Annotated in this window: 24 protein-coding genes, 1 tRNA gene and 1 pseudogene; 22 read left to right on the top strand and 4 right to left on the bottom strand. The window is 69.3% G+C overall.

The window, feature by feature from the left end:
• From IEY81_RS23570 to IEY81_RS23545, 6 genes are all read left to right on the top strand, one after another.
• Nucleotides 1–740 (top strand): HNH endonuclease (locus tag IEY81_RS23570; RefSeq protein WP_189120936.1); only part of this gene is annotated, 740 nt, incomplete at its 5' end.
• Between the two features lie 109 nt (nucleotides 741–849).
• Nucleotides 850–1,077 (top strand): type II toxin-antitoxin system VapB family antitoxin, encoded by a 228-nt coding sequence (locus IEY81_RS23565; protein ID WP_189120935.1) that lies wholly within the window; start codon nucleotides 850–852, stop codon nucleotides 1,075–1,077.
• 48 nt (nucleotides 1,078–1,125) lie between these two features.
• The gene (locus tag IEY81_RS23560) at nucleotides 1,126–3,828 is read left to right on the top strand and encodes a bifunctional acetate--CoA ligase family protein/GNAT family N-acetyltransferase (RefSeq protein WP_189120934.1); all 2,703 of its coding nucleotides are present in this window, start codon (nucleotides 1,126–1,128) and stop codon (nucleotides 3,826–3,828) included.
• Nucleotides 3,829–3,847: 19 nt separating this feature from the next.
• Nucleotides 3,848–4,432, top strand: a complete 585-nt coding sequence (locus tag IEY81_RS23555) for a DUF5998 family protein (RefSeq protein ID WP_189120933.1) — start codon at nucleotides 3,848–3,850, stop codon at nucleotides 4,430–4,432.
• Nucleotides 4,433–4,438: 6 nt separating this feature from the next.
• Complete coding sequence (locus IEY81_RS23550) at nucleotides 4,439–5,563, top strand: alkaline phosphatase family protein (RefSeq protein ID WP_189120932.1); 1,125 nt, start codon at nucleotides 4,439–4,441, stop codon at nucleotides 5,561–5,563.
• A gap of 18 nt (nucleotides 5,564–5,581) precedes the next feature.
• The gene (locus IEY81_RS23545; protein ID WP_189120931.1) at nucleotides 5,582–6,226 is read left to right on the top strand and encodes a thymidine kinase; all 645 of its coding nucleotides are present in this window, start codon (nucleotides 5,582–5,584) and stop codon (nucleotides 6,224–6,226) included.
• 16 nt (nucleotides 6,227–6,242) lie between these two features.
• On the opposite strand, the gene IEY81_RS23540 is transcribed toward IEY81_RS23545, so the two are convergent.
• Both IEY81_RS23540 and sepH read right to left on the bottom strand, forming a co-directional pair.
• On the bottom strand, nucleotides 6,243–7,910 hold the full coding sequence (locus IEY81_RS23540) for an alkaline phosphatase D family protein (protein ID WP_189120930.1): 1,668 nt from the start codon (nucleotides 7,908–7,910) through the stop codon (nucleotides 6,243–6,245).
• Between the two features lie 123 nt (nucleotides 7,911–8,033).
• Complete coding sequence (gene sepH, locus IEY81_RS23535; RefSeq protein ID WP_268244517.1) at nucleotides 8,034–9,092, bottom strand: septation protein SepH; 1,059 nt, start codon at nucleotides 9,090–9,092, stop codon at nucleotides 8,034–8,036.
• 136 nt (nucleotides 9,093–9,228) lie between these two features.
• Between sepH and IEY81_RS23530 the strand changes: the two genes are divergently transcribed.
• A complete protein-coding gene (locus tag IEY81_RS23530) occupies nucleotides 9,229–9,846 on the top strand; it encodes a trimeric intracellular cation channel family protein (protein ID WP_189120928.1) in 618 nt (205 codons plus the stop codon).
• A gap of 159 nt (nucleotides 9,847–10,005) precedes the next feature.
• On the top strand, nucleotides 10,006–10,653 hold the full coding sequence (locus IEY81_RS23525; protein WP_189120927.1) for a DUF3159 domain-containing protein: 648 nt from the start codon (nucleotides 10,006–10,008) through the stop codon (nucleotides 10,651–10,653).
• Here IEY81_RS23525 and IEY81_RS23520 read toward each other — a convergent pair.
• Nucleotides 10,641–11,528: a LysR family transcriptional regulator gene (locus tag IEY81_RS23520; RefSeq protein ID WP_189120926.1), complete on the bottom strand. Its 888-nt coding sequence runs from the start codon at nucleotides 11,526–11,528 to the stop codon at nucleotides 10,641–10,643. The two genes, IEY81_RS23525 and IEY81_RS23520, sit on opposite strands and share 13 nt — an antisense overlap.
• Nucleotides 11,529–11,628: 100 nt before the next feature.
• On the opposite strand from IEY81_RS23520, the gene IEY81_RS23515 reads away from it, so the two are divergent.
• Together IEY81_RS23515 and IEY81_RS23510 are read left to right on the top strand one after the other, a co-directional pair.
• The gene (locus IEY81_RS23515) at nucleotides 11,629–11,982 is read left to right on the top strand and encodes a nuclear transport factor 2 family protein (RefSeq protein WP_189120925.1); all 354 of its coding nucleotides are present in this window, start codon (nucleotides 11,629–11,631) and stop codon (nucleotides 11,980–11,982) included.
• A 167-nt stretch (nucleotides 11,983–12,149) separates the two neighbouring features.
• A tRNA-Val gene (locus tag IEY81_RS23510) sits at nucleotides 12,150–12,224 on the top strand.
• 358 nt (nucleotides 12,225–12,582) lie between these two features.
• Here the strand turns inward: IEY81_RS23510 and IEY81_RS23505 are convergent.
• Entirely contained in the window at nucleotides 12,583–13,818 is a 1,236-nt protein-coding gene (locus tag IEY81_RS23505) for a PucR family transcriptional regulator (protein ID WP_189120924.1), read from the bottom strand.
• Nucleotides 13,819–14,044: 226 nt separating this feature from the next.
• Here IEY81_RS23505 and IEY81_RS23500 point away from each other — a divergent pair, with 226 nt between their 5' ends.
• The 12 genes and pseudogenes from IEY81_RS23500 to IEY81_RS24585 form a co-directional block, all read left to right on the top strand.
• A complete protein-coding gene (locus tag IEY81_RS23500; protein WP_189120923.1) occupies nucleotides 14,045–15,799 on the top strand; it encodes a GMC family oxidoreductase in 1,755 nt (584 codons plus the stop codon).
• A 44-nt stretch (nucleotides 15,800–15,843) separates the two neighbouring features.
• On the top strand, nucleotides 15,844–16,656 hold the full coding sequence (locus IEY81_RS23495) for an MlaE family ABC transporter permease (protein WP_229788122.1): 813 nt from the start codon (nucleotides 15,844–15,846) through the stop codon (nucleotides 16,654–16,656).
• A gap of 1 nt (nucleotide 16,657) precedes the next feature.
• Nucleotides 16,658–17,461 carry an MlaE family ABC transporter permease gene (locus IEY81_RS23490; protein WP_189120921.1) on the top strand — a complete coding sequence of 268 codons (804 nt, stop codon included), beginning with the start codon at nucleotides 16,658–16,660 and terminating at the stop codon, nucleotides 17,459–17,461.
• Between the two features lie 5 nt (nucleotides 17,462–17,466).
• Complete coding sequence (locus IEY81_RS23485; protein WP_189120920.1) at nucleotides 17,467–18,639, top strand: MCE family protein; 1,173 nt, start codon at nucleotides 17,467–17,469, stop codon at nucleotides 18,637–18,639.
• Entirely contained in the window at nucleotides 18,636–19,667 is a 1,032-nt protein-coding gene (locus tag IEY81_RS23480) for an MCE family protein (protein WP_189120919.1), read from the top strand. Before IEY81_RS23485 ends, IEY81_RS23480 begins: the two co-directional genes overlap by 4 nt.
• The gene (locus tag IEY81_RS23475; protein ID WP_189120918.1) at nucleotides 19,664–20,653 is read left to right on the top strand and encodes an MCE family protein; all 990 of its coding nucleotides are present in this window, start codon (nucleotides 19,664–19,666) and stop codon (nucleotides 20,651–20,653) included. The genes IEY81_RS23480 and IEY81_RS23475 overlap by 4 nt, the downstream gene beginning before the upstream one ends.
• Nucleotides 20,650–21,870 (top strand): MCE family protein, encoded by a 1,221-nt coding sequence (locus IEY81_RS23470; protein WP_189120917.1) that lies wholly within the window; start codon nucleotides 20,650–20,652, stop codon nucleotides 21,868–21,870. The genes IEY81_RS23475 and IEY81_RS23470 overlap by 4 nt, the downstream gene beginning before the upstream one ends.
• Nucleotides 21,867–22,931: an MCE family protein gene (locus IEY81_RS23465; RefSeq protein WP_189120916.1), complete on the top strand. Its 1,065-nt coding sequence runs from the start codon at nucleotides 21,867–21,869 to the stop codon at nucleotides 22,929–22,931. The genes IEY81_RS23470 and IEY81_RS23465 overlap by 4 nt, the downstream gene beginning before the upstream one ends.
• Nucleotides 22,931–24,250, top strand: coding sequence for an MCE family protein (locus IEY81_RS23460; protein ID WP_189120915.1), 1,320 nt, complete (start codon nucleotides 22,931–22,933; stop codon nucleotides 24,248–24,250). Before IEY81_RS23465 ends, IEY81_RS23460 begins: the two co-directional genes overlap by 1 nt.
• Before the next feature lie 2 nt (nucleotides 24,251–24,252).
• Nucleotides 24,253–24,753, top strand: a complete 501-nt coding sequence (locus IEY81_RS23455) for an Rv1363c family protein (RefSeq protein WP_189120914.1) — start codon at nucleotides 24,253–24,255, stop codon at nucleotides 24,751–24,753.
• Nucleotides 24,750–25,283, top strand: a complete 534-nt coding sequence (locus IEY81_RS23450; protein ID WP_189120913.1) for an Rv1363c family protein — start codon at nucleotides 24,750–24,752, stop codon at nucleotides 25,281–25,283. Before IEY81_RS23455 ends, IEY81_RS23450 begins: the two co-directional genes overlap by 4 nt.
• Before the next feature lie 29 nt (nucleotides 25,284–25,312).
• Nucleotides 25,313–25,424 (top strand): annotated as a pseudogene (locus IEY81_RS24585) (ABC transporter ATP-binding protein); the annotation flags it as partial.

The raw sequence follows: 25,424 nt of genomic DNA, 5'->3' as shown, positions 1-25,424 counted from the left end.
TCAGCGTGCGGCCCGCACCCGACACGATGACCTGGCTCGGTGCATTGCTCCCGGTCAAGGACGGTGTCGCGGTCTTCGCGGCCCTCGACCAGGCCGCCAAGGCAGCCCAAGCCGCGGGCGACCAACGCACCCGAGGCCAGGTCATGGCCGACACACTGGTCGACCGCGTCACCGGCAGGGAAGCCGGCGTGAAGCCGAAGGTCGAGGTCAAGATCGTGATGACCGCCGACTCCCTGACCAACAACGCCGACCAGCCTGCCATGGTCGAGGGCTACGGACCCGTCCCAGCCGCCTGGGCACGCGATGCACTCACCGACGCCGAGGTCTTCGTCCGCCGCCTGCTCACCGACCCAGCAGGTCAGCTGGTCGCGATGGAGTCACGGTCGCGCAAGGCACCCGACGGGCTGGCCGAGTTCATCACCACCCGCGACGAAGGCACCTGCCGCACCAACGGCTGCGACGCCCCGATCCGCAACATCGACCACATCCAACGCCGCGCAGACGGCGGCACGACGAGCGCCGACAACCTCCAGGGCCTCTGCGAAAGATGCAATCAGGCCAAGGAATCCGAGGGCTGGAGATCCAGGCCCAACCCCGACGGCAGCATCACCACCGTCACTCCCACAGGTCACACCTACACCAGCCCACCACCGGACACCTGGCGCCCAGACCCACCACCCATTACCCCGGGAGAGCGCAGGCTCCGCCGCGTACTTGTTGACCACGTGCTCGCCGCCTGAGACGGATGCCTTCAGGCCGACCCTGCTCAGCCCTTTCCAAACCTGCACTTCCGCGTACATTGGAGGGAGTCCGGAGTCACCGGTTCAACGCACATGGAGGTGCTTGAAGATGGCTGTCACCCAGATCGAGCTCGATGACGAGCTGCTCGCCGAGATCCAGCGGATCTCGGGCGCGACGACGCCTCAGGAGGCGGTGGAGTTCGCCGTACGCGAGCTCGTGCTCCGCAACCACGAGGGGGATGCTCCCAAGCATGCCCAGAAGCTGGCCCGGAACTGGGACTACGACGGTTGGCGGGTGCTCAACAAGCGTGACCGCGACAACGTCGTACGGCACTGACGGCGGCTGCTCGCGCGGGAGGCTGGCCTCGCCCGCTAGATTGCTCTCGTGACCGCGCAGCAGAGCCCTCCGTACCCCTCCCACTGGGAGGCGGACGTTCTGCTGCGCGACGGGAGGACCGCTCACATCCGTCCGATCAGGTCGGCGGACAAGGACCTGCTGGTCGACTTCTACGACCATCGGGTCAGCGACGAGTCGAAGTACTACCGGTTCTTCTCGCCGATGCCGCACCTGTCGGCGCGCGATGTCGCGCGCTTCACCGAGGTGGACCACAAGGACCGGGTGGCGTTCATCCTGACCCTGCGGGGGCGGATGATCGCCATCGGCCGCTACGACGTCGTCAAGCCCGGTGAGGCCGAGGTCGCCTTCCTCGTCGAGGACGACTACCAGGGTCGGGGGATCGCCCAGATCCTGCTCGAGCACCTCGCCCAGGCCGGGCGTGAGCGCGGGCTGAGCAAGTTCACCGCCGACGTGCTGCCCGACAACGCCAGGATGATCCAGACCTTCCGCGACGCGGGCTACAAGGTGGCCAGCGTCTACGAGGACGGGGTCATCTCGCTGCAGTTCGGGATCGACGTCACCGATACCGCCGTCGGCCGCCTGGCTCTTCGCGAGCACGAGGCCGAGGCGGCCTCGATCCACCGCTTCTTCAACCCGCGCTCGGTCGCGGTCATCGGCGCCAGCCGGCGCCAGGAGACCGTGGGTCAGGCGCTCGTACGCAACCTGGTGATCGGCGACTTCACCGGCCGCGTCTACATGGTCAACCCCAGCTCCAGCGCAGTCAGCGGGATGCCGGCCTACAAGAGCGTCCAGGACATCCCCGACGACGTCGACGTGGCGATCGTCGCCGTGCCCGCCGACGCCGTGCAGGACGTGGTGCTCGACTGTGCCGCCAAGGGCGTGCACGGCCTGGTGGTCATCTCCAGCGGCTTCGCCGAGACCGGCGAGGAGGGCCGCCAGCGGCAGCGGCGGCTGGTGAACCTGTCCCGCTCCTACGGACTTCGGCTGATCGGCCCCAACGCGCTCGGCGTGATCAACACCGACCCGCAGGTCAAGATCAACGCCAGCCTCGCGCCGACGATGCCGCCGCGCGGTCGTGCGGGCTTCTTCTGCCAGTCGGGTGCGCTCGGCTCGGCCATCCTGGAGAAGGTCAACAACCGCGGCCTGGGTCTGTCGACCTTCGTCAGCGCAGGAAACCGAGCCGACGTCTCCGGCAACGACCTCCTGCAGTACTGGGAGGAGGACGACTCGACCGAGGTCGTGATGATGTACCTCGAGTCGATCGGTAACCCGCGAAAGTTCTCCCGCATCGCGCGCCGCGTCTCCCAGCGCAAGCCGATCGTGGCGGTCCGCTCCGGTCGCACCACCCAGGGTGTGCCGATGGGCCACGCGGTGCGCAAGATCAGCGCTCCGCCGGCCGCGGTCGACGCGATGTTCCGCCAGGCCGGGATCATCCAGGTCGACACCCTCGACGAGATGTTCGACGTCGCCCAGCTCCTGGCCCACCAGCCGCTCCCGCGCGGGCGCCGCGTGGCCATCGTCGGCAACTCCGACGCTCTGGGCCTGCTGGCCGCTGACGCGGCCGTCTCGGTCGGGCTGCAGGTCAACAAGCAGGTCCCGCTGCCCACCGAGCCGAGCGCGGAGGACTTCGAGGACGCGCTCGACGCGGCCATCGACGATCCCGAGGTCGACGCGGTCATCTCCGTCTACATCCCGCCGCTCAACGTCTCCGGCGAGGAGATCGCCAACGTGCTCGCCGCGGTCGGCGAGCAGTCCGACAAGCCGCTGGTCACCAGCTTCCTCGGTGCCGAGGGTGTGCCCGAGCTGCTCCGTGTCCCCGACGTCGCCGGCTCGACCGCGGGCCGTGGCTCGGTCCCGTCCTACTCCTCGGTTGAGTCGGCGGTCCGCGCGCTGGCCAAGGTCGTGGAGTACGCCGTGTGGCTCCGCTCCGCCGACGGCGAGACGCCGTGGCTCAGCGCCGACGAGTGCGACCCGCGCACGGCCCGCAAGATCGTCACCGACGTGCTCGCCGCGCGCCCGACGGGCGGCGAGCTCAGCCGCGAGGACCTGAGCATGGTGCTGGCTGCGTACGGCATCAAGCTGTGGAACACCCATCGGGTCAGCACCCTCGAGGAGGCGATCGCCGCCGCCGAGGACCTCGGCTGGGACGTCGTTCTCAAGGCGACCGTCGAGAGCGTCCGGGAGCGGCCCGACCAGGCCCACGTCGTACGCAACATCGACGACGTGGAGGAGATGACTGAGGCCTGGGAGCTGATCACCAGCCGGATCCCGCCCGAGACGGGCGGTTTCGCGGTGCAGCGTACGGCGCCGCCGGGCGTGCCGGTGACGATCCGTTCGATGGAGGACCCGCTGTTCGGGCCGGTCGTCTCCTTCGGCATCGCCGGCGCGATCACCGAGCTCCTCGCCGACCGCGCCTACCGGATCCCGCCGCTGTCCCAGCGGGACGCCGCCTCGATGGTGCGTGAGATCAAGGCGGCGCCGATGCTCTTCGGCTACCGCGGCGGCGAGATGGTCGACGTCGACGAGATCGAGCGGCTCGTGCTCAAGGTCGCCCAGCTGCAGAACGACCTGCCCCAGATCTCCTCCCTCGACCTCTCCCTGGTGCTCGTCGGCCTGGAGTACTCCGCCGTCCTCACCGCCACCGCCCGGGTCGACCTGGTCGCCGATCCGCGCTCGGACTGGTTCGTACGCCGCCTCAACCCGGCAGTGGGCGACACCCTTCCTGGCTAGTCGTGGAAGGATGGGTGTCATGAGCACCCGCACCGATGATCTCGACCGCGCCGACGACCTGCGCGCAGAGATCGACCGCACCGGCTACTACCCCGAGGTGGTGGCCGACTGCGTCGCCTCTGCCGTGGCGGGGGAGAAGGTGTCGTCCTTCTTCCTGCACCACGAGCCGACGTTCGACCGTGACGAGGTGCGCCGCCACCTCTCCGTGCTGGTGCTGACCCCGACCCGGCTGATCCTGGCCCACACCGACGAGCACGCCGGCGACGACCTGCTGCCCGAGCCCTACACCTCCACCTCGACCGAGGCCGTGCGCATCGACTCGGTCAACTCGGTCGTGGTGACCCGGATGATCACCAACCCGACCGAGGGGTCGAGCAAGCCGGCCGAGGTGGTCATGACGATCGGCTGGGGAGGCGTCAACCGCGTCGACCTCGAGCCCGCGGGCTGCTCGGACCCGAACTGCGAGGCCGACCACGGCTACACCGGCGTCCTCACCCCCGACGACTTCTCCCTGCGCGTCTCGGCCGCCGCCGACGGTCACGGCTCGGTCGACCGCCTGCTCTCCTTCGCTGAATCGCTCTCGGCTCGCACCCACCGTCGGTGACCGGCGGTGACCGGGTTTCTCGCCCCCGCCTACGGGGAGCGCTCACTGGGTGATGTCCTGCCGGCGGTCGCCGCTGCCATGGACGTCCCCTTGGGCACCGCCGAGGCACGGCCCGGTCTCGAGCTGCCGCCGGCTGCTGCGTACGTCGTCTTCCTGGTCGACGGGATGGGCACCAACCTGCTGCGGCGCTATGCGCACGCGGCGCCGTTCCTGGCCTCGCTGAGCGAGGTGCAGGAGTCGGGTACGGCCGGGGTGCCGTCGACGACGGCGACCAGCCTCACCTCGTTCGGGACCGGGCTGACTCCCGGCGGCCACGGCCTGGTCGGCTACACCTCCCGCATCCCCGGCACCGAGCACCTGCTCAACGCGCTGCAGTGGCGCAAGGATGTCGACCCGGTCGAGTGGCAGCCCAACCAGACCGTCTTCCAGCGGCTGGGTGAGGCCGGGGTGCCGGTCACGGTCATCAACAAGCGCGCCTTCGGCCAGTCCGGTCTCACCGTCGCGGCCCACCGGGGCGCCGAGTTCGTCGGCGCCGACCGGGTGGGGGAGCGGATCGCCTCGGCGGTCGCGCTCTCGCGCGTGCCGGGCTCGCTGACCTACCTCTACGACGGCGACCTGGACTGGACCGGCCACCGCTACGGCGTCGCGTCCTCGCCCTGGCTGCAGCAGCTCTCGATGATCGACGCCGAGGCCGAGCAGCTCCGCGACGCCCTGGACCGGTCCGTACGCCTCCTGGTGCTCGCCGACCACGGCATGGTCGACTCGCCGTCGACCTCCCGCACCGACATCGACGACTTCCCCGAGCTCGGCGACGGTGTCGCCCTGGTCGGCGGCGAGGCACGCTTCCGTCATCTCTACTGCTCGCGCGGGGCCGTCGACGACGTGGTGGCCACCTGGTCGGAGAGGCTGGGCGACAAGGCCGAGGTGATGACCCGGGAGACCGCGGTCCGGCGGGGCTGGTTCGGTCCGGTCACGCCGTCGGTGCTGCCGCGGCTCGGCGACGTCATCGTCGCCTCTCACGGAGAGCACGCGGTGGTCTCCACCAGCCTGTTCCACTACGAGACGACCCTGGTGGGGTTGCACGGATCACTGACGCCAGACGAGATGCTGATCCCCCTGCTGGTGTCGTGAACCACTAGTGTTCTCCGGGTGGCTGAGCTGACCTTCTGGACCGGGACGATGGACGCGGGGAAGTCGACCCTCGCACTGCAGACCAACCACAATCACGCGGCGCGTGGCAGGGTGGGGCTGATCTTCACCGCCCACGACCGTTCCGGCTCGGCGGTGGTCACCTCGCGGCTGGGTCTGACCCACGACGCGATCGAGGTCACCGACGACTTCGACTTCTGGCGCTACCTCGTCGACAAGCTGACCCACGGCGCCCGCATCGACTACTTCATCTGTGACGAGGCGCAGTTCTACACGCCCGAGCAGATCGAGGCGCTCGCCAAGATCGTCGACGAGCTGCAGATCGACGTCTTCTGCTTCGGCATCCTCACCGACTTCCGCACCCGGCTCTTCCCGGGCGCCGCGCGCCTGGTCGAGCTCGCCGACCGCACCGAGGTGCTGCAGGTCGAGGCGCTGTGCTGGTGCGGGAAGCGGGCCACCCACAACGCCCGCGTCGAGGACGGCGTGATGGTCGTCGAGGGTGACCAGGTCGTCGTCGGCGACACCGACCAGGCACCCAGCACGGTCTCCTACGAGGTCCTCTGCCGCCAGCACCACCGTCGTCGGCTGACCGCGGCCCGGGCCCAGTCGGTCTCCCTGGTGCCCGAGCCGCTGCCGTTCGGCTGAGGCCGCTTCCCGTCGATCAGCGGGTGGTCGAGGGCATCTCGATCTCGGCGAACTTCGTCCCGACGGGCGCGTTCTGCGTGTCGAGCTGTACGCCGGGACGACCGTTCTCCACCACATAGGTCGCGCGGGTGGAGACCGGGGCGCCGGGCCGGTCGACGTACGGGATCACCCGGAAGTCGCTGGTGAGCGTCTCGCGGGTGAGGCGGGCGCGGACGTAGCCGCGCTGGCCGTTGAAGAACTTCAGGTGGTCGTTGGCGCGCAGGAGCGACTCGCCGCCGGTGGTCATGTCGGCGCCGTTGCCGCCGCTGGTCACCGAGGTGCCGACGATCTCGCTGGCGACGACCGGGGACCCGGGGTCGTCGTAGTCGGCTCGCAGGTCGGCGGCGTAGTTCTGGTGCCGGTCGCCGGTGATGACGACGAGGTTGTCGACACCGTTGGCCTGGGCGCCGGCCAGGAGCCGGTTGCGGTTGGCGACGTAGCCGTCCCACGGGTCCATGTAGAGCGTCTTGGCGTCGGTCTCGTCGAGGTCGGTCTCGAGCATCGGTGCCTGGTTGGCGAGCACCTGCCAGCGGGCCCGTGAGCCTTTCCAGTTCCGCTGCAGCCACCGCTCCTGCTCCAGCCCCATCATCGAGCGGGTCGGGTCGTAGATGTCCGGGGTCAGCTCGGGCGAGGCCGGGTCGGAGCCGTCGCCGTAGGCCTGGTCGTCGCGGTACTGCCGGGTGTCGAGCACGTTGAAGTCGACCAGGTCGCCGTAGCGCAGCTGGCGGTAGATCTGCATGTCGGGCCCGTCGGGGAGCGCGCTCGCCCGGAACGGCAGATGCTCGTAGTAGGCCTGGAACCCGGCCGTACGCCGCGGCAGCCACAGCTCGCCCTTCGACTGGCTCGACTCCTCAGGGGTCTCACCGGCCCAGTTGTTCTCGACCTCGTGGTCGTCGGGGGTGACCACGAAGGCGTGGGCCGCGTGGGCGGCCATCAGGTCCGGGTCGGACTTGTAGAGGCCGTACTGCATCCGGTAGCGCGCCAGGTCGGTCGTCTCGCGGGCGAAGGTTGCGTCGACGGGGACGTTGCGGGTGCCGCCGGTGGCGTTGATGCCGTACTCGTAGAGGTAGTCGCCGAGGTGGAAGACGACGTCGACGTCCTCCTCGGCGAGGTGGCGGTAGGCGGTGTAGTAGCCCTGGTCCCAGCGGGCGCAGGAGGCGAAGGCGAAGGCGAGCTCGGCGACCTTCGAGCCGTACGCAGGTGCTGTCCGGGTGTGACCGACGGGGCTGACCTCGCCGGCGGCCTCGAAGCGGTACCAGTAGTCGCGGCCGGGCCGCAGGCCCCAGACCTCCGGGTGGACCGAGTGGCCCAGCGCGGGGGTGGCGGTGACGGTGCCCGACTTCACGACCCTGCGGAAGGCGGGGTCCTCGGCGACCTGCCAGCGCACCTTGACGGGCCGGGCGGGCATACCGCCCAGCCCGTCGGGGGCGAGCGGTACCGGCGCGAGCCGGGTCCACAGGACGACCGAGTTGGGCAGCGGGTCGCCGGAGGCGACGCCGAGGGTGAACGGATAGTCGGGGAGGGGCTTGGCGCCGACGGCGGAGATCGCCTCGGCGGGGATCGATCCGGTCCCCAGCAGCACGGCTGCGGAGACGGCGGATCCGGTCACGAACGTACGTCGGGTCAACGGGGCGGGCAGGTGCATCGAGGCCTCCGAGAGTGGGGTGGGAGAACTGCCTGCACCACTTCATCGGCGGCGTGTGAACGCGCCGGAAATGCGTCACGGACCGGCCGATGGCCGGTCCGTGAACGGGTCGAGCTGTGGGTCCTACTCCTGCTTGCCGCCGCCGAACATGATCTCGTCCCAGCTCGGCACCGAGGCACGCTTGCGGCGCGAGGAGGACTTCTTGGCGGGCTTCGGCTGGGGCTCCTCGGCCGGCGCGGGCTCCGCCTCCGCAGCGGGCTCGGCAGGCGCTTCGGCCGGGATCTCGGTCACCTCCGGCTCCGCTGCCGGCTCGGCCGGGACCGGGGCCTGCTTCTCGGTCGGGGACTCGTCGTCGCCCAGGAACGCCTCGAGCGGGGTGTCGACGTCGACGTGGGCCGCGGCTGGCTCGTGGACCGGCTTGGGTGCCGGGGGAGGAGCGGTCGGGGCCGGAGCCGCCGGGCTCTTTACGCGACGGCGGCGGGCGGCCAGCATGTCGTCGGTCACCGGCTCCGGCTCGGGAGCGGGGGCCTCGAGCTTCTCGCCGGTCAGCCAGCGGGCGTCGTCATTGTCGAGCTCGACGTAGTTGCCGGCAGCGTCGTAGGTGAGCTCAGCGATGCCGGAGCGCTCGGCCGTCTCGTACTCCCCGGTGAGCTTCCAGCGGCCGTCGGGACGACGGTAGGAGTCCCAGTTGACCGACTCGGGGTCGACGTACATCGTCTGGAAGTGGGCCGCGACGGCTTCCCCCAGCGTGCGGGCGGTGCTGGCGGCCTCGCCGGGCCGACGGCGTACGGATGCCTGCTGGGCGCGCTGTGCCATGTGCTCGCGCTCGGCGAGGACGGGGCCGGCGAAGGCCAAGATCTTCTCGACCGTGGTGCCGGCGACAGCGGCGACCTCCTCGGCACTCTCACCCGCACGGATACGGGTCTGAATGTCACGGGGCCGCAGGCTGCTGCTCGGTGTCTTGTTCACGGTTTGCTCCGATCGGCGGGTCGACACAGCCTCGAGTGCTGCACGGAGACGGTCGTCGATGTCGGCGGTGTATTCACGATCCTCGTCGTCGACGAGAAGCATGCGTAGACCATCGTCACTGACCGAGATGAGCCGCAGAAGGACGGGACCGACCTCATCCGGAGCCTGCTCTTCGAGCTGGCCCGGAGTCAGGGGCAATCCTTCGGCCGACATCCTCTTCTCAATTCTAGAAACGGTTGTGACGACCCTACGCCACTGACCAGCATCGTATGGGGTGCCCATGCCGCGTGGCCTTGGCATTTGGGGATTTAGGGATGTGCGAGGCGACCATTTGATGGTGGAACCGACGATGACCATCCTCGTGCTCGACCTGGTCGGGTGCTTCGTCTTCGCGCTCTCCGGCGGGCTGATGGCCGTACGCAAGGAGCTGGACATCTTCGGTGTCGTCGTCCTCGCCTGCGTCACCGGCCTCGGGGGCGGCTTCCTGCGCGACATGGCGATCGGCGCCACCCCGGTCGCCGCGCTGTCGGACTGGCGCTACCTGGTGGTGCCGATGACCGCCGGTCTGCTGACCTTCTTCTTCCATCCCGCCCTGGGCCGGCTGGAGCCGATGGTCAACGTCTTCGACGCCCTCGGCCTGGGGCTCTTCGTCATCGCCGGCGCCGTCAAGGCGCTCGACTTCGGGCTCTCCCCGCTCTCGGCAGCGGTCATGGGCCTGGCCACGGGTGTGGGTGGCGGCGTGATCCGCGACGTCCTCGCCGGTCGGGTGCCGATCATCCTGCGACGCAGCATCTTCTACGCGATCCCGGGCTTCGCTGGCGCTTCGGTCACCGCCTTCGGGCTCTTCTTCGGCGGTGCACCGTCGCTGGTGATGGCGGCCGCGTTCGTCGTCTGCGCCGGCTGGCGGCTGCTCGCGATGTGGCGCCAGTGGGAGGCACCGCTGCCGCGCGGTGCCGCATCGGTCTGAGGTCCCGATGCCCGCGGGTGAGGCGCTCAACAGGTGAGACGGTTGGCGAGGCTTGACGGGCACTTCCTGGACTTGATGGGTGTTTCAGTGCCCGTCATGTCCAGGGATACCCGGTCGACCGGGTATCCCACGGGCATCAAGTAAGGGTAGCCTTACCACGTGAAACCCACCGCCACCCGCCGTCCCGACGACGAGACCCTGGCCGACCTGCTCGGGGGTGCGCGAGGGGCGATCGACGCCACGATCCCGCCGGTCGCGTTCGTGATCGGGTGGCTGGCCAGCGGGGAGCTGTGGGTCGCGACGGTGGTCGCGCTCGTGGTGGCGGCGAGCATCGCGCTCTGGCAGTGGCGCAGGGGTCGTAGACCGCGAGCTGTGCTGCTGGGCGTCGCCGGAGTCGCGGTTGCGGCGATGATCGCGCTGCGTACGGGGCGGGCGGAGGACTTCTTCGTCATCCAGGTCGCCGCCAACGCGGCCAGCGCGCTGGTGTGGCTGGTCAGCATCGTCTTCCGCCGGCCGCTGCTCGGCGTCGTCGTCGGACTTGTTCTGCGCCAGCGCGGCGCCTGGCGTCGCGACCCCGCCCTGCTGCGTGGCTATGCACTGGCGAGCTGGGTCTGGGTCGGTCAGTACGTCGTCCGGGTCGCGATCTTCGGTCCGCTGTGGTGGTCCGGCGACGTGGTTGCGCTGGCCATCGCCCGGGTCGCGCTCAGCTGGCCCCTGGTCGCGCTGTGCCTGCTGGTGAGCTGGCTCGTGCTGCAGCGCTCGCTGCCGCAGGAGCATCCGGGGATCCGTCACCCTCAGGCGGCCTGAGCGCCGACCCCCAGCCGGCTGCGGAGCAGGTCGTAGAGGCGCCGGGTGGCGCGCTGCTGGTCGCCCTCGCGGATGACCAGGGCGAGCCCGGCGCGCACCTCGGCGTCCTCGATCGGGGTCGCGACCAGGTCGGTGCCGGTCGCCATCGACTCGGCGAGCACGCAGACGCCGAGCCCGCGAGCCGTCAGGCCGAGCAGCGTCTCCGGGTTGGAGCCGGACAGGTCGACCCTCGCCTTCACGCCCGCTCGTGCGCATGACTGCTCCAGCGCTGTGCGTACGCCCGTGCCCGACGGGATGCAGAGCACGACCTCGTCGTGGAGGTCGGCCAGGGTGACGCTCGTGCCGGCGAGGCGGTGTGTCGGCGGCGTGATCACGGCGAGCCTCTCGTCGTTGACGGACTCGGTCGCCAGGCCCTCGACGACCGGTCCCGCGTGGGAGATCAGGCCGAGGTCGAGCTCGCCGGCCAGCGTACGCTGCTGGAGCCGGTCGGAGGTGTCCTCGACCAGCTCCACGCCGACCCCCGGATGCTTCGCGTGGAAGGCCGCGACGGCGTCGAGGAAGCCGGGGATCGTGCAGCCGGCGATCATCCCGAGGCGTACGTGGCCTTGGATCAGGTCGTTGAGCTCCTCGGCGCTCTGCCGCACGCTCTCGATCGCCCGGATCGCGTCTCGAGCACGGGGGAGGAGCGTCTGGCCGGCGTGGGTGAGCCGTACGCTGCGCGGCCCGCGCACCAGCAGGTCGTGTCCGAGCTCGCGCTCGAGCTTGGCCAGCTGCGCGCTGATCCCGGACTGGCTGACGTGGAGCCGCTGCGCCGCGGCCGTGAACGAACCGTGGTCGACTACGGCGACGAAGTAGCGGAGCTGTCCGATTTCCATCGCTTCTGATGATAGCAATCAGCAGAACTATCTGTTTGAGTGTTCGCTACGGCGCGACCAGGATTGTTCGTGAAAGCCCGAACGACCTGAGGAGACCACCATGACCGCAACCCCTGCCGAGCTCGCCGAGGCGTACGTCACGTCCTGGCAGGAGCGCGACTTCACCCGCCTGCGCTCGTTGCTCGCCGACGACGTCAGCTTCGTCGGCCCCCTCGCCACCATCGACAACGCCGACGAGTGCGTCGCAGGCCTCCAGGGCATGTCCCGGATCCTCGAGAAGATCGAGGTGAAGGAGCGGCTCGCGGACGACTCGAGCGTGATCACCTGGTTCGACCTGCACACCGCCGCCGCCGACCCCGCCCCGACCGCCAACTGGATGCGCGTCGAGGACGGCCTGATCACCGAGATCCGGGTCGCCTTCGACCCGCGCGGCATTCTCGCCGCGCGCGGTTAGACCTGCGGCTGCGGCATCGTACGTCCCGCCTCCTTCCCGACCGGGCTGCGCACGGTGCCGCCAGCGGCGACCGATCGCGCGAGGTGAAGGTCCGAGGCGTGTCCCGAATGTGAACCCGCGAGCGGGGTGCGGTAATGTTTCGGCTGCAGCGAGCGATCGCCGCACATGCGTGATTGGCGCAGTGGTAGCGCACTTCGTTCACACCGAAGGGGTCACTGGTTCGAACCCAGTATCACGCACCACCTGATGAACCCCGTCTGATCCGGCATCCGCCGGCCAGGCGGGGTTCTTCGTCTGCGCTGAGCAGTGCGGTAGGCCGGAACACGGGCTTATTGTCTTCTCGCGCAAGTGAGCAGGTGTGAGGGCGCGCCGAAATGTCGATCCTGCTCGTCGGCGACGCCGTCTTCCACCGTGACGGGCTCGCGGTCGGTCCTGATGCCCTCGCCGCCGACCCGTCGTCCGCGACGAGCAGTACGCCAGGTTCCCCCAGGACGCGACTGCGGTCGGCTTCGGCCACGGTGCCCCGCTCTCAGGCGCAGCGACGGACACCTTCCACCGCTGGCTGACATCGGGCGCTCGGCGGTAGGACCTGCCCGCGGCCTACTTGCCGCGGGTGTGGAACAGGTCGCGGTGCTGGATCGCCAGCCGGAGCTCGTCCCCGGTCTTGGCCACCGGCCGTTCGAGCAGCTCCTCGGCCCGACCGAGCCGGTAGCGGACGGTGTTGCGGTGCACACAGAGCTGCTCGGCGGCCTCCTCCACGTTCCCGCCGTGGGACAGGAAGGCGAGGACGGTCTCCCGGATGCGGGCCGCGGCCTCGTCGGCAGACCCCAGCGGCCCCAGCACCCGATCGACGAACCGGTCGACCTCGGCGCTGCAGCCGAGCAGGGCGAGGAGCTCGACCCGGTCGTAGCGCATCACCGGCGAGGAGGTGGTGCCGCGTGCGGCGACCCGCTGGGTGCGGCGGGCGTCGTCGTGGCTGCTGACGAAGCCATCCTGGTCGGACGCAGGCGCGCCGACGTACATGACGGCGCTGATGCTCTGCAGGCTGGGAGCGAGATCGTCGAGACCGTCCAGCTTCGGCTGGTCCCGGGTGCCGATCCAGGCCCACAGCTGGCGCCCGCCAGGATGCACCACCAGCGGGCTGCTCCCGCCGAGCCTGCGGGCCGCCTCACGCGCGATCCTGTCGAGCTCGTCGATCGCGTGCGCCTCCGCGGTGTCCAGGATCAGGGCGGTGTGCTGCACCGACAACGGATAACCGCCCAGGGCGGCCGCGGTGTGGCGGGGGTCGGTGGGCTCTCCGACCAGAAGGGCCTTCACGACCTCGTAGCGCTGTGCCACCACGCCCCTGGCGTGACGGGAGCACTCGGCATGGAAGATCTCGGTGGAGTCCGTGATGGCTGCGTCGATCCATGAGCTCGCTCGCCCCCAGAGGAAGATGAGCAACCCAGCCTGGTCGATCTGGTCGGCCGGGAGCGCGTTGACGACACCGGTGACGTAGCGCCAGGACTCCTGCTGGGCGGCGCGGTAGATCTTGATCAGGAGCTCGAGCGGCAGCTGGCGCCCGGCGACCTCGCGAGCCATCCGACCGCCCGCGCCGGGTAGGTGAGCCCGGAACTCGGGTTGGACGAATGCGGCCAGAAAGGCGAGCCAGTGTTCCCTGACGGCCTCGTCGAGCGCCGCGACGAAGTCCGGCTCCGAGGCGATCTCAGGAAGCTCGCGCCGGATCGCGCTGCTCGTCCGAGCAACCCACCCCTCGATCATCTCCGGGCGGAGCTCGTCGGCGACGAACGCCGGAAGCCAGGCCGCGACATCGGCTGGAAGTGCGTCGATGGTCAAGTTCAGATCCCTCCTGAGCTCGGTAGGCGGCCTGGCTGGCCAGGCTAACCCACATTGTGACCGCTACCACTTCATGTCCGCCACAGGAGGCCTTTGGCGTGGCGCACAACGGGGGCCTCGACATTTGGGCGCGGCCACTAGAGCCCGCCTCCAGCCCGTTGATGGACTACGCAGGCCCGTTCGTGTGACGGGCGGCACTTTTCCGAACGAATGACAGGAGAGCCCGGTGAGAGCATCGCGCCCCGAACAGACCTACGACGTCGTCGTGGTCGGCTCCGGCTTCGGCGGCTCGGTCGCCGCGCTGCGGCTGGTCGAGAAGGGCTATCGGGTCCTGGTGCTCGAGGCCGGTCGCCGGTTCCGCGACGAGGACTTCGCCTCGACGTCGTGGGACGCGCGCAGGTTCCTGTACGCACCGCGACTCGGGTGCTTCGGGATCCAGCGCATCCGCCTCCTCCGTGATGTGGTCGTGCTCGCGGGTGCCGGTGTGGGCGGAGGCTCCCTGGTCTACGCGAACACGCTCTATGAGCCGCGTTCGGACGCGTTCTACCGCGACGCCCAGTGGTCGCACATCACCGACTGGCGTGAGGAGCTGGCTCCGTACTACGACCAGGCTAAGCGGATGCTCGGGGTACGGCCGAACCCGACGACCACGCGGCCCGACGAGATCATGAGCGCCGTGGCTGCCGAGTTCGGGGTGGCAGACACCTATGGTCCCGCGCCGGTAGGGGTCTTCTTCGGTCGCGGCGAGACCCGGGAGCCGGGCGTCACCGTCAAGGACCCCTACTTCGGTGGCGTCGGCCCCGACCGGACTGGCTGCCTGGAGTGCGGTGAGTGCATGACCGGGTGCCGGCACAACGCGAAGAACACGCTGCTGAAGAACTATCTCCATCTCGCCGAGCGGGGCGGGGCGGAGGTCAGAGAGCTCACCACCGTCGACAGCATCATCCCGTACGCCGGCCGCTATCGCATCGTCACTCACCAGTCTGGCTGCTCGCGCCGCCGGACCGCGCGCACGATCACCGCTGGGCAGGTCATCGTCGCTGCAGGCACCTGGGGTACGCAGGAGCTGTTGCACACCATGAAGCAGCAAGGGGTGCTTCCCGGCCTCTCGAACCGCCTGGGAGAGCTTACTCGGACCAACTCCGAGGCGCTGTGCACCGCGAGCACCCGACTGGGGGCCCGGCGTGAGGGCGACCTCAACCGAGGCGTCGCCATCACCAGCTCGATCCATCCGAACGACCACACCCACATCGAACCGGTCCGGTACGGCGCCGGCTCCGGGTTCATGGGGCTGCTCACCACCGTCATGACCGACGGCGGCGGCCGAGTGCCGCGGGCGGTGAAGTGGGTCGGCCAGATCCTGCGTCACCCGGGCCAGTTCGTCGGTCACTACCTGGGGCTGCGCACCTGGGCGGAGCGTACGGTGATCGCACTGGTCATGCAGACCAGCGACAACTCGATCACCGTCTTCGGCAAGAAGCGGCGCTTCGGCCGCGGGTCGCTGCGGCTCTCCTCGAAGCAGGGGCACGGCGAGCCGAACCCCACCTGGATCCCGGTCGCCAACGAGGCGACCCGCAGCATCAGCGAGAAGATCGACGGACGACCCTTCTCCGGCGTCGGAGAGATCTTCAACATCCCGATGACGGCCCACTTCCTCGGCGGCTGCGTCATCGGGGACCGCGCGGAGAGCGGCGTCGTCGACGCCTACCACCGCGTGCACGGCCACCCCGGGCTGCACATCACCGACGGCTCCACGATCTCTGCCAACCTCGGCGTGAACCCGAGCCTGACCATCACCGCGCAGGCCGAGCGTGCCATGTCGATGTGGCCGAACAAGGGCGAGGCCGACCCGCGGCCGCCGCTCGGCGCGCCCTACAAGAGGATCGCGCCGGTCAGTCCGAAGCGGCCGATGGTGCCGGCCGAGGCTCCGGCCGCGCTGCGCCTGCCGGTGATCACGATCAACGGTCGTGCCGTTTCATGACCGCGGCTCCGACCGACCGGATCGAGCGATCCGGTCCACGTGGCATGACGCCGGAACGGCAGCGGATCGCTGCCGAGGCGCTCCAGTCCCATGCCGTCTTCAAGGCGCTGGCGTCGTTCGGTGACTTCTACGCCTTCGTCGTCTCGGTCTTCCGCAAGGGCTTCACCAGGACGTTCCAGTTCCGCGAGTTCGTCTCTCAGGCGTGGTTCATCACCACGGTCTCGTTCTGGCCGGCGCTCCTGGTCGCGATCCCGTTCTGCGTGGTCATCATCTTCCAGGTCAACCAGCTCCTGATCGAGATCGGCGCGGTCGACCTGGCCGGCGCCGGCGCCGGCGCCGCGGTCGCCGTCGTCCGTGAGATCGGGCCGATCGTCAGCGTCCTGGTCGTCGCCGGGGCCGGCGCCACCGCGATCTGCGCGGACCTGGGCTCACGCAAGATCCGCGAGGAGATCGATGCCATGACCACCCTCGGCATCGACCCGATCCAACGTCTCGTCGTGCCCCGCGTGGTCGCCTCGACCCTGGTCGGCATCGCGCTCAACGGCCTGGTGACGGTCGTCGGCCTGGTCGGTGGCTACTTCTTCTCGGTGGTGCTGCAGGGGGCCACCCCGGGGCTCTACCTCAACGACCTCACGCTTCTCGTCGGGCTCTCGGACTTCATCGCCGCCGAGGCGAAAGCAGCGGTCTTCGGCCTCCTGGCCGGCCTGACCGCCTGCTACCTGGGTCTCAACGCCAAAGGTGGGCCCAAGGGCGTCGGTGAAGCGGTGAACCAGACCGTCGTGTTCGCGTTCATGCTCCTGTTCGCCGCCAACAGCGTTATCAGCACACTCTTCCTCCAGCTCAAGCAGGGATCCTGAGATGGCCGTCAACACATCAGCGCTCCGTGAGCTCGGCGAGCAGCTCGCCTTCCACGGGCGTGCCTACTCCCACTTCCCCCACGCCTTCCGGCGCTACCGCAAGGAGGTCGTCCGGCTCCTGGCCGAGGTCGCGATGGGGACCGGTGCCCTCGCACTGATCGGCGGGACCGTCCTCGTGATCGGCTTCCTCACCGCAGCCTCGGGCATCGAGGTCGGCCTGCAGGCCTACACCTCCTTCGACAACATCGGTGTCTCTGCGCTGTCGGGGTTCTTCTCGGCGTACTTCAACACCCGCGAGGTAGCTCCGATCATCGCGGGGATCGCGCTCACCGCGACCGTCGGAGCGGGCTTCACCGCTCAGATCGGTGCGATGCGGGTCTCGGAGGAGATCGACGCGCTCGAGGTGATGGCGGTGCCGCCGGTGCCCTACCTGGTCACCACCCGGATCATGGCCGGGCTCATCGCCGTCATCCCGCTGTACGCGATCGCGGTGATGATGTGCTGGCTGGCCACCCGGCTCGTGGTGACCGTCGGCTACGACGAGCCGCCCGGCACGTACCAGCACTACTTCGACACCTTCTTGATCCCTGGAGACCTGTTCCTCTCGATGCTGAAGGTCGCGATCATGGCGCTGGTCGTGGTCTCGGTGTGCTGCTACCACGGGTTCACGGCCTCGGGCGGGCCCGCCGGTGTCGGCCGCGCGGTCGGCCGGGCGGTCCGCTCGGCCCTCGTCGCCATCATGTTCGTCGACCTGATCTTCGGCATCGCCATCTGGGGCGGTCCGTCGGTCCACATCGCGGGGTGAGCGGCATGGTTGATCGTCACGTCGCCTACGGGCTGACCTTCGTCGCGCTGATCCTCGCGCTCGTCGCCGGCACCGTCGCCAGCTACCAGGGCCTCTTCCGCTCCACCGTCCCGCTCACCGTCTCTTCCGACAGAGCCGGGCTGACACTGACCTCGGGGGCCGCGGTCAAGCTCCGTGGCGTCGTGATCGGCAGGGTCGGGGCGATCGACCACGACGCCGGAGACGGGGTCTCGATCCGGCTCGACATCGACCGGGGCGAGTTCGATCAGATCTCCAGCGACACGACCGCCGAGATCGTCCCGCCGACGGCCTTCGGAGCGAAGTACATCCAGCTCAACCCCGGGGAGCCGGGCGCCGAGCGGATCCAAGCCGGTTCCACGATCGACGCCGACCGGGTCACGGTCGAAGTCGACGAGGCGTTCGAGAACCTCACCCGGGTGCTCGACACGGCCAAGCCCGCCGAGGTCGCGGCCGCACTCACCGCGGTCTCGCAGGCGGTGGACCAGCGCGGCGAGGACATCGGGCTCCTGATCACCCAGACCAACGACTACCTCACCTCTTTCAACCCCTACCTGAGCACGCTCACCAGCGACATCGAATCGGGTGCGCGCGTCGCCCGGACCTACGAGACCGCGCGGCCGGACCTGGTGGCCCTGGCCGACCAGGCGGCCGTCACGAGCAAGACCCTGACCACCCAACAGAAGTCGCTGCACGCCTTCGAGCTCAGTCTGCTCTCCTTCGACAACAGTGCCTCCAGGCTGCTCGACAGCTCAGGAGAGCGATTCACCACCACACTGAAGCTGACAGCACCGGTCACCAACATGGTGGAGCGCTATTCCCCGGAGCTGCCCTGCACGATCCTCGGCCTCGCCTCTGCCAACAAGCTCGCCGAGGCCGCCGTCGGAGGCACGCATCCGGGCATCACCACGATCACTCGCATCGTCCCCGGGCGTGACCCCTACACGTACGAGCGGAACCTGCCGAAGATCGGCGACACCAGCGGACCCGAGTGCTACGGGCTGCCGTACGTGAACGAGGAGGAGGCACAGGCGGTGCCGACCTTCGTGTCCGGGGCGAACCCTCACGCCGGCAAGCAGCCCACGCTCCAAGAAAACACGCTCACCACGCTGCTCGGCCTGCTGGCCGGGGGCGCCAACGCCGCAGGAGGCAAGCATTGACCGGCAACAGCAAGGTTCGGCGCCAGGAGCGTTCGGACCTGGTCAAGTTCGGCATCTTCCTGGTCGTCGCGGGGCTGTTCACCTACTGGGTGGGAGTGGTGACCGCCGCCCACCGTCCCGGCGACCGGATCACCTACGACGCCGTCTTCGCCAACGTCTCGGGCCTCGAGAAGGGCGACTCGGTCCGGATCGCCGGCGTCGACGTCGGGAAGGTCACAGGGCTGAAGGTTCAGCGTGACGCGACCGTGCGGGTCTCCTTCGACGTCCCTCGCGACCAGCAGCTCAACGCCTCGACCGAGGCGACGGTGCAGTACCGGAACCTCATCGGTGACCGGATCGTCCAGCTCAGCCGACCCGACCCGGAGGCGCGACCGATCTCGGCCGGGGACACCATCCCGGTCTCGCGGACCAGGCCCGCTCTCGACCTCGACCTGCTGCTCAACGGGTTCAAACCGCTCTTTGCGGGTCTCGCCCCGGCACAGATCAACGCCTTCTCCGAAGACCTGGTCAAGATCCTCCAGGGGCAGAGCTCAGCCATCTCCACCCTGGTGGAGCGGGCGGCCTCACTGACCACGACTCTGGGGAACCGCCAGGAGCTGATCGGGCAGGTGATCCGCAACCTCAACACCGTCGTCGGCACCCTCGACGACAAGCGCGAGACCATCAAGGAGCTCATCGACCAGTTCAGCCAGCTCCTTCACGGACTCGAGCAGCAGGACACCCAGATCCTCGACGCCGCGGCGAAGACCGATCGGTTCGCCCGTGAGGCGGCTTCCCTGGTCAAGGCCGGCAGGGGAGACCTCGCCGCCGACCTGACCCAGCTCACCAAGACCGCGAACGGCATCAACCAGGAGCGGAGCACCCTGCAGCAGGTGCTGCAGAAGCTGCCGAACCATTACGCGGAGGTCCAGAACGCCACCTCGTACGGCAACTACCTCAACTTCTTCCTGTGTGGGGTCCGGGTCCAGGCCGATGCCACCGTGACGACTCCATGGATCATGTCCGACGCGCAGAGGTGCAAGCGATGACCTTCCGAACGCCCGCTCAGAATGCCGCCCGGGGCCTGATCGGCACCATGGCGATCGCACTGGTGGTCACGGCCAGCCTCAACTACGACAAGCTCCCGCTCGTGGGCGGCGGCAACGTCATCCACGCCGCCTTCGACGAGGTGGGTGGTCTCAAGGACGGGGACGCCGTCACCGTCTCCGGCGCCCGGGTCGGCAAGGTTCGCGACGTACGTCTCGACGGCGACGAGGCCGTCGCCGACCTGGTCCTCACCGACCGCGAGGTCGAGCTCGGCAGCAGCACCGAGGCGCGCATCACCACCGTCACTCTTCTCGGCCGCGCCGCCGTCGAGCTCGTCCCGTCCGGCGGAGGCCGCCTGGGCCCCGGCGACACGATCCCGACGTCGAGGACGTCTTCGCCCTACAACCTCACCGCCACCCTGAACGAGCTGACGACGACCACGGCGGACATCGACAAGGACCAGCTCGCCGGCGCGCTCGACCAGGCCAGCAAGGCCCTGAGCGGCACCCGCGACGACGTGGGCCCCGCCCTGAAGGGCGTCACCGACCTGACTGCCGCCGTCGAGGAGAACGAGGACGAGCTTCGCGCGCTGCTCGCTCGTGCCGCGCGGGTCTCAGACGTCCTGGCGAGCCGCAACGAGCAGATCGAGACCCTGCTCGTCTCCGGAGAGTCGCTGCTCGAGCAGCTCAACGCCCGCCAGGCCGTCGTGGTGAGCCTCCTCGCCAGCGTGCAGGACCTCTCCACCCAGCTGCGGGGTCTCGTCGAAGACAACCGCGCCACGCTGGGACCGGCGCTCGACCAGGTCGACGCGGTGGTCACTGTGCTCAACCGGAACAAGGCCGCTCTGCAGGCTGCCATCACGGGGTTGCGCGGCTACGTCACCGGGATCGGGGAGGCCATCTCCACCGGACCGTGGTTCGACGCGTACATCCAGAACCTCACCTCGCCGGGCACACTGGCGCCGATCGTCTCGGGAGTCGTGAAGTGACCATCTCCTCCAGCCCTGTGCTGCGCCGCGTCCTGATCGGGCTCGCGCTGCTCCTCCTGGCCACGGGCGCCTACTACGCCGTCAAGGACACCCGCTCGACGGTGGTGACTGTGGTCTTCAGCAACGCCGATGGGCTCTACGAGGGCGACGACGTCAGAGTTCTCGGGGTCGCGGTCGGTCGAGTCACCGAGGTCGACCCGCAAGACGACGGCGTGAAAGTCGGGATCGAGGTCGAGGGCGGGCAGCGAATCCCGGCCGGCGCCCGCGCCGCCATCGTCTCCCCGAGCCTGGTCAGCGGGCGGTTCGTCCAGCTCTCACCGGCCTACACCGGCGGTCCGGCGATGTCCGACGGCGAGCAGATCGAGCTGGACCGCACCGCGGTGCCGGTCTCGTTCGACGAGGTCAAGAAGCAGCTCACGGACCTCTCCACCGCGCTGGCCCCGGCGGGCTCGGGCAAGCAGCCGCTGCGAAGCGCCATCGAGAACCTGGACGCCAACCTCCGCAACGGCAACGCCGAGCAGCTTCGAGAAGCGGTCGAGGGCCTCCGCAGCGCCACCGCCACTCTCTCCGATGGACGCGCCGACATGTTCACGACCGTCTCCAACCTGAACAGCTTCACCAAGAACCTGGCCGTCAACGATGCTGCTGTGGCCGGCTTCACCGAGCAGCTCAGCGACGTCTCCGCGGTGCTGGCCACCAACCGGCGCGAGCTCACCGCGGCGATCGAGGAGCTCTCCGAGGCCCTGTCTGCGACGGGGGAGTTCACTCACGACAACCGATCCCGGATCGAGCGCTCCGTACGCGACCTGAACCTCCTCAGCGCGGCCCTCGCGGACCGGTCCAACCAGCTCGCAGCGATCCTGCAGATGGCCCCGACAGCCCTGATCGACCTCTTCAACGTCATCGACGAGCAGGCGATCACGGGCCGGGCCTCCCTGACCGGGCTCAACGACGCCGCCCAGCTCGTCTGCGGCGCGGTGCTCGGGGCCGGCGGCACCGCGCAGCAGTGCCGCGACGCACTGGCGCCGCTCGTCGACCTGATCAAGACCGCTCACAGGCGCGCGGCGGGGAAGGCGGCTGCCGGGTCGACCCCGGCGGCCCCACCCGTCGACCCCGGTCGACCGCCGACACCTCTCCCTGACCTGGGCGCGGGACTCGAGGGCGTACAGCCTCTTCTGCCCGGTCTGCTCGGCACCGAACTCGGAGGCGACCGATGAAGACGCGGATCGTGGCGACTGCGGCCGCACTCGTGATCGGCCTGACCGGCTGCACCAGCCTCCAGCCGAACGACCACACACTCCCTGGCCAGCCGGGCGTCGGCTCGGACGGCTACACCGTCACCGTCACCTTCGACGAGGTCGCGAACCTGGTGCCGAACTCCGCCGTGCAGATGGACAACGTCGTCATCGGAACCGTGGCCGGCATCACCGTCTCGGACTGGCAGGCCAAGGTCAGGCTCCGGCTGAGGAAGTCTGCCCGCGTCCCGGCAGACTCCACCTTCGCGATCGGACAGAAGACCCTGCTCGGCGCTCAGTACGTAGACGTCAGCGCGCCCGGGCCAGCCTCGTCACCGAGCAGTGCCAGCAGCATCGAGGCAGCGAGGGAGCGGACCGAGGTACTGCAGCACGGAGCCCGGGTCCCGGTTACCCAGACCGGCACTCACCCCGCCACCGAGCAGGTTCTCGGCGCGGTGGCGCTGCTGCTCAACAATGGCGGGCTGTCGCAGATCAAGACCATCACCTCGGAGCTGGCGGCTGCGCTGGACGATCGGGTCCCCGACACCCGCAGCCTGGTGCGGCGCACCAACGAGCTGCTCGCCGTGCTCGACGACAACAAGAGCGAGATCGTCGAGGCGCTCGAGGCGCTCGACAGGCTTTCCGCCGGCCTTGCCGAGGACCGGACGGTCCTCGCGAACGCGATCGACGACATCGCACCGGGGCTGCGTACGCTCGAGGAAGAGCGGCAGAGCCTCGTCCGCGTGGTCACCCGGACCGGCGAGACCGGAGCCCAGGCGACGAAGGTCATCCGGGCCAGCCGTGGGGCTCTGCTCGCGAACCTCGACGCCTTGCGGCCCATTCTGACCAGCCTCGGCGAGGTCGGTGATTCGATCCCGGAGGCGCTCAAGATCGGTCTCACCATCCCGTTCCCGGCGATGACGACGACCAACGCGATCAGCGGCGACTACACCAACCTGTTCGCGACACTCGACCTCCGCGGTTCGAGCCTCACCGACACCTGGCTCTCGGGTTGCTCGAGCGAGAATCTGGGAGACTGCTGATGCTGCTGACGAGACTGGTCAAACGACAGCTGGGCGTCTTCGCCTGCCTGACGGCTCTCGCGCTCGGGCTGATGATCTTCACGTACGCGCGGATCCCGGCGATGCTCGGAATCGGCGTCTACCAGGTCACCGCCGAGTTCGAAGATGCCAGTGGGCTCTACGAGAGCGCTCTGGTCACCTACCGGGGCGTCAAGGTCGGACAGGTGACCGACCTCGAGATCACCCCGCACGCGGCGACCGCCACCCTCCGCCTCGACGACGGCACCCGGATCCCGGGAAACGTCGACGCCGAGCTCCACAGCACCTCCGCGGTGGGGGAGCAGTACGTCTCCCTGGTCTCGAGGTCCGCTACCGAGACGGCACTGGCCGGCGGTGATGTGCTGCCGCCCTCGCGGACCGTCGCCATGCCCCAGATCGCTCCGGTGCTCGATGCGGTCAACCACCTGCTCGAGTCGGTGCCGCAGCAGGAGACCCGCAACGTGCTGGACCAGGTCGACACCGGGCTCGGGTCGAGCAGCGAGGACATCAGCCGGCTGATCGGGGACGCCAGCACCCTGATGGACACGGCCCAGCAGGAGGTGACCTCGACGACCGAGCTGATCCGCGCGCTCGAGCCGGTGCTCGCCACCCAGGAGGAGATGGCGCCGAGAACCGTGTCGTCGATGGCGTCGCTGCGCGCACTCACCACGGAGCTCGCGGCGCACGACGCCGAGCTGCGCTCGCTGCTTCGCGACGGTCGAACGGGTCTGGACAGGACCACCACGACCCTCGACGACGTCCAGACGACCCTGCCGATGCTGCTGGACAACCTGATGGTCAACGGCGAGGTGCTCAACACCTATCTTCCCCAGCTCCAGCAGACCCTGGTCGTGTACCCCGCCACGATCGGGCGGCTTCAACAGACGGTCAATCCGCGGGCCAAGGAGGGCGACGTGCAGCTGGACCTACGCGCAGGCGTCAACAATCCACCGTCGTGCACGACGGGTTATCTGTCCACGGACGATCGACGCAGTCCGTCCGAGGAGAACGTACGCAAGGTCGACCGGCTCGCTCACTGCGAGACCGCACCCAGCGATCCGTCCTCGGTGCGCGGCGCTCGCAACCAGCCCTGTCCGAACTCCAGCGAGCGTGGGCACCTGCCTTCTTCGTGCGGGCTCGAGTTCGGCAAGGGGCGCTGGCCCGATGGGACTGATCCGAACGCGGCCTCGACCGCGCCTGAAGGTTCGACAGGCGAGCCGTCGTCGAGGGGGACGACGGACGAGTCCGCTCGGGACAGCTCCTGGATGCAGCTGTTCCTCGAGCCGGTCGGGATGTGGTGAGGATGGCGGTAGCGACGATGCAGAGGCTCTCCACGAGGACGTTCGCGCTCCTGCTGGTGGTGGCTCTCGGGCTGGTCGTGCTCGCGGGGCAGCGCGCCTGGTCCTGGCGCGAGGACGTCACCGCCGAGCAGCAGCGTGCCGAGGCGGCCGCCGCGGCGTCCACCGAGGTCACCCGACTGATCTCGGTCAGCGCGAAGGACTCGGAGGAGGCGTTCGAGACCCTGCTGGAGGGCGCCACGGCGGCCTTCCGCAGCGATCTGAAGCAGCAGGCCAGCGCCCTGCAGGAGGCGTTGAAGACCAACAAGGTCGATGCCGAGGGGAAGGTCGTCTCGGCAGGGGTGGCGCGCGCGACCGAGGAGCAGGCGACGGTCTACGTCGCAGCGACCGGCACGGTGTCGAACTCGGGCACCAAGGCACCGCAGCAACGTGACTACCGGGTCAAGGTCGAGATGCGGAACGTCGAGAGCCGCTGGCTCGTGTCCGGACTGGAGTTCATCCCGTGACCATCGAGAAGACCGAGAGGACGACCGCCACCACCGAGAAGACCGACCCCACCGAACGGTCCCAGCCGCTGCGGTGGGCGATCGTGGCGCTGGTGGTTCTGGCGCTGGCCGCCGCGATCGTGTTCGGCGTGCTCGCCGACCGTGCCGCGGACCGGGCGCGCGACCGTGCCGATGCCTTGGCCGCGGCCAAGAGCCGGGTGCCCACGCTGCTGAGCTATGACCACCGCACGCTCGAGCGCGACCTCGCTCGGTCCAAGGACCAGACCACCGGACGGTTCCGGACCGACTACACCAAGCTGCTCGACGGTCCCATCGCCAAGGCGGCGGCCCAGAAGCGGATCACCACGAAGGCGACCCTCTCCGGTGCCGGCGTCGTCGAGCCCACCGGGTCGCGGGTCACCGTCCTGGTCTTCCTCACCCAGACCACGACGGCACCGGGAGCCGAGCCCAGCCTCAGCGCCTCGCGCGTCGAGGTGACGATGCAGCGCTCCGGCGACGGCTGGAAGATCGCCGGGCTCACGCCCCGCTGACCGAACGATTCGACTGAGGAAGAAGTGGCATGGGTGTAGACGTGAAGATCGATGGGCTGACCAAGAGCTTCGGCAAGCAACTCATCTGGAAGGACGTCACGCTGACTCTGCCTGCGGGCGAGATCAGCGTGATGCTGGGTC

Origin of the sequence: Nocardioides luteus, assembly GCF_014648595.1 — a bacterium.
In the GTDB taxonomy this organism is placed as follows: Bacteria; Actinomycetota; Actinomycetes; order Propionibacteriales; family Nocardioidaceae; genus Nocardioides; species Nocardioides luteus.
This window is presented reverse-complemented; position numbering and strand designations above follow the sequence as displayed.

What these genes read in the sequence shown, in the direction of transcription:
- IEY81_RS23565 (WP_189120935.1), top strand. Translation starts at nt 850, where the DNA reads ATGGCTGTCACCCAGATCGAGCTCGATGACGAGCTGCTCGCCGAGATC.
- IEY81_RS23555 (WP_189120933.1), top strand. Translation starts at nt 3,848, where the DNA reads ATGAGCACCCGCACCGATGATCTCGACCGCGCCGACGACCTGCGCGCA.
- IEY81_RS23540 (WP_189120930.1), bottom strand. Translation starts at nt 7,910, where the DNA reads ATGCACCTGCCCGCCCCGTTGACCCGACGTACGTTCGTGACCGGATCC.
- sepH (WP_268244517.1), bottom strand. Translation starts at nt 9,092, where the DNA reads ATGTCGGCCGAAGGATTGCCCCTGACTCCGGGCCAGCTCGAAGAGCAG.
- IEY81_RS23530 (WP_189120928.1), top strand. Translation starts at nt 9,229, where the DNA reads ATGACCATCCTCGTGCTCGACCTGGTCGGGTGCTTCGTCTTCGCGCTC.
- IEY81_RS23520 (WP_189120926.1), bottom strand. Translation starts at nt 11,528, where the DNA reads ATGGAAATCGGACAGCTCCGCTACTTCGTCGCCGTAGTCGACCACGGT.
- IEY81_RS23515 (WP_189120925.1), top strand. Translation starts at nt 11,629, where the DNA reads ATGACCGCAACCCCTGCCGAGCTCGCCGAGGCGTACGTCACGTCCTGG.
- IEY81_RS23495 (WP_229788122.1), top strand. Translation starts at nt 15,844, where the DNA reads ATGACGCCGGAACGGCAGCGGATCGCTGCCGAGGCGCTCCAGTCCCAT.
- IEY81_RS23490 (WP_189120921.1), top strand. Translation starts at nt 16,658, where the DNA reads ATGGCCGTCAACACATCAGCGCTCCGTGAGCTCGGCGAGCAGCTCGCC.
- IEY81_RS23485 (WP_189120920.1), top strand. Translation starts at nt 17,467, where the DNA reads ATGGTTGATCGTCACGTCGCCTACGGGCTGACCTTCGTCGCGCTGATC.
- IEY81_RS23475 (WP_189120918.1), top strand. Translation starts at nt 19,664, where the DNA reads ATGACCTTCCGAACGCCCGCTCAGAATGCCGCCCGGGGCCTGATCGGC.
- IEY81_RS23465 (WP_189120916.1), top strand. Translation starts at nt 21,867, where the DNA reads ATGAAGACGCGGATCGTGGCGACTGCGGCCGCACTCGTGATCGGCCTG.
- IEY81_RS23460 (WP_189120915.1), top strand. Translation starts at nt 22,931, where the DNA reads ATGCTGCTGACGAGACTGGTCAAACGACAGCTGGGCGTCTTCGCCTGC.
- IEY81_RS23455 (WP_189120914.1), top strand. Translation starts at nt 24,253, where the DNA reads ATGGCGGTAGCGACGATGCAGAGGCTCTCCACGAGGACGTTCGCGCTC.